4 protein-coding genes and 1 pseudogene are annotated in these 5,202 nt (G+C 60.3%); 4 read left to right on the top strand and 1 reads right to left on the bottom strand.

Annotated features, from left to right (window positions below):
- The first annotated feature begins 157 nt into the window (after positions 1-157).
- The gene (gene dapB, locus WBP53_RS08620) at positions 158-940 is read left to right on the top strand and encodes a 4-hydroxy-tetrahydrodipicolinate reductase (protein WP_423927930.1); all 783 of its coding nucleotides are present in this window, start codon (positions 158-160) and stop codon (positions 938-940) included.
- 67 nt (positions 941-1,007) lie between these two features.
- On the opposite strand, the gene WBP53_RS08625 is transcribed toward dapB, so the two are convergent.
- Positions 1,008-2,603, bottom strand: a complete 1,596-nt coding sequence (locus WBP53_RS08625) for a trypsin-like serine peptidase (protein ID WP_423927932.1) — start codon at positions 2,601-2,603, stop codon at positions 1,008-1,010.
- 513 nt (positions 2,604-3,116) lie between these two features.
- On the opposite strand from WBP53_RS08625, the gene carA reads away from it, so the two are divergent.
- The 3 genes and pseudogenes from carA to carB all read left to right on the top strand — a co-directional run.
- A complete protein-coding gene (gene carA / locus WBP53_RS08630) occupies positions 3,117-4,256 on the top strand; it encodes a glutamine-hydrolyzing carbamoyl-phosphate synthase small subunit (RefSeq protein ID WP_423927934.1) in 1,140 nt (379 codons plus the stop codon).
- A 4-nt stretch (positions 4,257-4,260) separates the two neighbouring features.
- Positions 4,261-4,662: a hypothetical protein gene (locus WBP53_RS08635; RefSeq protein WP_423927936.1), complete on the top strand. Its 402-nt coding sequence runs from the start codon at positions 4,261-4,263 to the stop codon at positions 4,660-4,662.
- A pseudogene (gene carB / locus WBP53_RS08640) lies at positions 4,646-5,202 on the top strand (carbamoyl-phosphate synthase large subunit); the annotation flags it as partial. The gene WBP53_RS08635 and the pseudogene carB, both read left to right, overlap by 17 nt.

A 5,202-nucleotide genomic window follows, 5' to 3' on the forward strand; every position in this document is an offset into this window, starting at 1 on the left:
CGTCATGACAAACACACGCCCTCGCTCGTTGCTCGAATCCGCGCGAATTTCTGCTCACTCGCCCATAATCCCTGCCATGCGCTCGATCACGAATCTCCGAGTGAACCCAATGTCTTGCGCAAGCATCTCCCGCCTTCATGAATAATCCGGGCCAGACATGAGCGAAGAGTTCAAGAAGATCAGGGTTGCAGTTTCTGGCGCTGCCGGGCGAATGGGGCAGGCTGTGCTGAGAATCGTGGCTGAGAGCCGGGATCTGGAGATTGCCGCTGCGCTGGTTCGAACGTCTGCAAGTGCCGCCACCGCTTCGGGCTCCGGGTTGTTCGCAACAACCTTGGATAGGGATGTCGACGCCAATGTCCTGATCGATTTCTCCGGTGCGCAGGGTTTCGATGCTGCGCTAGAGCTGGCTATCGAACGCAAGCTGCCCCTGGTCTGTGGGTCGACCGGGCTTGCCGAAACACAGCAAATTGCGTTGACCGTCGCTGCGCGTTCCATTCCTGTGCTATGGGCCTCCAATTTCAGTCTCGGCGTTGCCGTACTGGCACATCTTGCCGCCGAGGCGGCGCGACTCCTGCCCGATTGGGATTGTGAAATCATCGAAGCGCATCATCGGCAAAAGCTGGACGCTCCGTCCGGAACCGCCCTGATGTTGGGGCAGCGCATCAATAGCGCTCGTGGTCGCGCCAATGAAGACCCTCGCATTGACCGATCCGGAGCGCGTGATTCGAATTCGATCGGCTATGCGGTGTCACGTTCGGGTGACATCGTTGGCGAACACGAAGTGCGCCTGGCCGGTCTGGGTGAACGCCTTGAGCTGATCCATCGCGCAGGTGATCGTGAGTTGTTTGCTCGCGGCGCGCTGGCTGCCGCGCGCTGGATCGTGGACAAGCCGGCGGGTCGCCATGAAATGGCCGATGTGCTGGGGCTCAACGGTCACTAGCCGGCTGTCACGGTTCACTTGCCGACCCGCGATTCGTGCCTCTCCAGCAGGCTTGTCAGCGTCGGGATCAATGCTCCCGTAGCGACGAACTGGTGTTGGTATTGGTTGGTCGTGGATGCGATCCGATACCCCGACCCAACAGCCTCAACGGGCGCGCCTGCAAACCTGCCGCAATGCGCACGGCCAGGCTGCCGTCAACCGGGAGAGATGGCGGCGGGGCATTGTGGTCGATTCCGGCGATGCTCTGTGTGCCGGTTCCTGTGGGGTCCAGCCAGTCGCGAAGACGGCTTTCGGGCGACGGACCATCCCAGGCGGCCGAGAACTTGCCGTAACAATCCCATCCGTTGTCCGGAACAGTACCCACGCACGCAGCAACTCCACCCGAAAGTACGCCAATCAGGCGCCGGCCGTTGCCGCCTGCCGCGCTGGAGGGAATCCACAGTCCAGAGCCGGATGAACCACCTTCGGTCGTACCCTGGTCGTAAGGACCCGTATGCCAGTGTGTATTCGAGCTAGCGCCGCCGGTCCCGATGCAGTTGTTTCTTGTGCGCGGAGCAACCGGACTGTTGTTTATCTTGAGGGAATCCTGACTGGGGTGATGGATACCGATGCTTCCGGACGGGGCGATATTGGTGGCATCCCAGCCGGCATGAAACAGGTTCCACGACGGGTCAGGATTCTGATTGAGCTCGACCAGCGTGAAGTCCGCATCGGCGCGGGTGGCGCGAAGGGTCGCGCCGGTCTGGTTCTGGGTGAAGGAAATGCCGTTGTTGCCGGAACATGTCGTGGAACGAAAATTCCAGTACATGCGCATGCTGGCCGCCTCGGCTGGCGTGGCCAGGCAATGCGCTGCGGTCAATACATAGTTTTTTCTGTCCGCAGGCACGTCGGACATCAGGGTCGCCGTGCAGACGTAAGTGAGGCCATCGCTGTCCGCCCGAAATTCGTAGTACGTGATCGCGCGTTGCTCAGCGGTGTAGGGCTGCCCAAGCGGACACGCAACATTGACGTTGCAGGCGCCGGAATTGCCGGGAATGCCAAGGCGCGGGATGGCGTCGAACATGCTGCGAAAACCGGCGCCGACATCGGTCAGGATCAGATCTTCGGAGCCAATCTGCATCCCTTCAGGGAGCCGCAACTCGATGGTTGCCGCGTCGCCCGGCACCATCGGAATCGACAAGGGCGATGCGTCATCTGAGGTGTACGGACCCTCATAGTAGTCATCAGCACCAATCACCCAGAGCGCAGCACCAGGGGGCAGGGAATAGCGATCGAAGCTCAGGTGCAGATCAGTGGCACCGGGAACCTGCACTCGCAGAAGCCACAATGACGATCCGTCCTCCATGGTCTGCCAGATTCCGTCCGTGTCGGGACCAAGTGCGACCGGGTTGCCTTCGGCGATGGCCAGGCGCTTCGTTCTTGCGTGGGTTGCGTCGCGCACCTCGACATCATGCGCATTTCGCAAAGCAGCAGGGTCGATAGCCGGCAGGTAGACCTCGGGCACCATGATTCCGCGCTTGGCGGCGGAGCCGATGCTGTAGGGCGTATCGCCCTGACGTGCCTGGATGGGCTGTGCCAGGGCGAGCATTGCCACGGATAGCAGGACGAGTCTCATCATTTTCATGCGGTTGCCGGTGTGGTCGGTGTGAGCGTCTTTGCTCATGTACCGTGCCCCGATTCTACGATCAATCGCGCCGAACAGTTTCCTGAACAATGGTGGATGCGCAGCGAGGGGCCGGCATTGCGCGGTTTTGCAGACGCGGATCGCCCAGACAAAAGGGCGATTCTGCGCTCATCATTGGTCGGAGTCCGAGCGAGCGTGGACCGCTCGCGGTGTCGAAACACGACCGGAAAGATGCAATTGAGGGTCATTGGATCGACCATGGTTATTCGCGTGGCGGATGCTTGTTGTTCGAGGAATGCCGATTCAGGTTCAACTTGTTCAGCAAGCTGGACACGCTTCAGAGTGCATTGGCGAGGTAAAATTTGTCGGCTTGCGCGGATTTGCCGTGTTCGCAGAGGTGGACAGGACGCCGGGTGATGCCTATCATTCCGCCTCGCCTTGACCCCACTTGAATCTGCCCAAAACCACGGACTGGTCGACCCAGCCCGCGGGTTTCGCCGCACCCGGAGCCAAACCCGGTTTCGCTGCGAGGGCCACTACCCAGGCGAAAGCATGACCCGACCAGCCATTCTTGCCCTCGCCGACGGTAGCCAGTTTCGTGGCCGCTCAATCGGCGCCGACGGTATCACTGCCGGAGAGGTCGTTTTCAACACGGCCATGACCGGGTATCAGGAAATCCTGACCGACCCGTCCTATTCACGGCAGATCGTGACTCTCACCTATCCGCACATCGGCAATACCGGTTGCAATGCGGTGGACGTGGAGTCGGATCAGGTTCATGCCGCCGGCCTCGTCATCCGCGATTTGCCCTTGCTTGCCAGCAGCTGGCGCAGCGAGGAGTCTCTGGATGCCTACTTGCGGCGCCACGGAATCGTGGCCATCGCAGACATAGATACACGTCGATTGACGCGAATCTTGCGCCAGAGCGGTGCCCAGGGCGGCTGCATCATCGGCGGCGACAACCCGGATGCAGACGCGGCTCTCGCGCAGGCGCGGGCGTTCGCCGGCTTGTCAGGCATGGATCTGGCCAAGGTGGTTTCGACCCGCGAGGCGTTCGATTGGCGCGGAGGCGTCCACGATCTCGATCAGGTTTCCTCGACCCCGCCAGCGGCACGGTTTCGCGTCGTAGCCTACGATTTCGGCGTCAAGCAAAACATCTTGCGCATGCTCACGGATCTCGGATGCGAAGTTCGCGTCGTGCCTGCCCAGACGCCCGCGGCAACCGTCCTCGAAATGCAACCGGATGGGGTTTTTCTTTCCAATGGCCCTGGCGATCCAGAGCCTTGTGACTACGCAATTGCTGCCATACGCGAGCTGATCGAAAAGCGTGTGCCCCTGTTCGGAATCTGCCTTGGGCATCAGTTGCTCGGGCTGGCCGTGGGCGCTCGTACCATGAAGATGAAATTTGGCCACCACGGCGCCAATCATCCTGTCATGGATCTGGATTCCGGGCGCGTGATGATTTCCAGTCAGAATCACGGCTTCGCAATTGACGAATCGAGCCTGCCATCCACGGTGCGGGCAACCCATCGCTCGTTGTTTGACGGATCCCTGCAAGGCATTGAATTGATTGATGGACCCGCGTTTGGATTCCAGGGTCATCCCGAAGCGAGTCCCGGTCCACGCGATGTGGCCCCGTTATTCGACCGTTTCATTCAGCTAATGGAGGCGCGTGCGACAGCCGCGGCATAAACGCATGAATAACTCGAAAAAACTTGTGTGCCTGATTCTGAGTTGCACCCTGCTGGCATTGCTGTCAGCGGCACCCATGGCTGCACCCGCTGCCGGTTCCAAGGCGGCCAAGGGAACTGCGGCCAACACCTCCAGCTTTCAGGAAATCGAATACGCGGATCTGGTCGAGAAGATTGGGCACAAGCTGGTCATCAGCACCACGAACAACACGACACGCAAGGGCGAGCTGACTCGCTTTACCAATGTGACCCTCACCCTGCAGATGGGGCCGGATGCAGGCTCGATCGAACTGTCGGTACCGCGCGATTCGATCCGCAAGATCATGATCGAGGTTGCGCCGGCCGATCCATTGTTCCTCAACGAAGAAACCTCGACCGAAGGCAAAGCTGGTGCCAAAAAGAACTGATCTCCGCACCATCCTCGTCATTGGCGCAGGGCCGATCGTCATCGGCCAGGCGTGCGAATTCGATTATTCTGGCGCGCAGGCTTGCAAGGCGCTCAAGGCAGAAGGCTATCGGGTTGTACTGATCAACTCGAATCCGGCAACGATCATGACGGACCCGGACACAGCCGATGCCGTCTACATCGAGCCGATCAATGCGCGCATGGTCGAAAAGATCATCGCCAAGGAAAAGCCGGATGCGCTCCTTCCGACCATGGGCGGACAGACTGCGCTGAACTGCGCGCTGGATCTTGCCGACAAGGGCGTGCTTGAAAAGTACGGCGTCGAGCTGATCGGTGCTTCTCGCGAGGCCATTCGCATGGCCGAGGATCGTGAGTTGTTCCGTGTTGCCATGGCCGAGATCGGCCTGGATTGTCCGAAGGCCGAGGTCGTTCGAAATTTCGAGCAGGCGCTGGAAGCGCAACTCTCGGTGGGATTTCCCACCATCATCCGGCCCAGCTTCACGCTCGGTGGTTCTGGTGGCGGCATCGCCTACAACCGTGA

It is taken from the genome of Dokdonella sp., assembly GCF_049593775.1.
Lineage (GTDB): Bacteria > Pseudomonadota > Gammaproteobacteria > Xanthomonadales > Rhodanobacteraceae > Dokdonella.

Bases quoted from the DNA above. Each gene is read 5' to 3' on its own strand.
- dapB (WP_423927930.1), top strand. From the start codon at position 158: ATGAGCGAAGAGTTCAAGAAGATCAGGGTTGCAGTTTCTGGCGCTGCC.
- WBP53_RS08625 (WP_423927932.1), bottom strand. From the start codon at position 2,603: ATGAGCAAAGACGCTCACACCGACCACACCGGCAACCGCATGAAAATG.
- carA (WP_423927934.1), top strand. From the start codon at position 3,117: ATGACCCGACCAGCCATTCTTGCCCTCGCCGACGGTAGCCAGTTTCGT.
- WBP53_RS08635 (WP_423927936.1), top strand. From the start codon at position 4,261: ATGAATAACTCGAAAAAACTTGTGTGCCTGATTCTGAGTTGCACCCTG.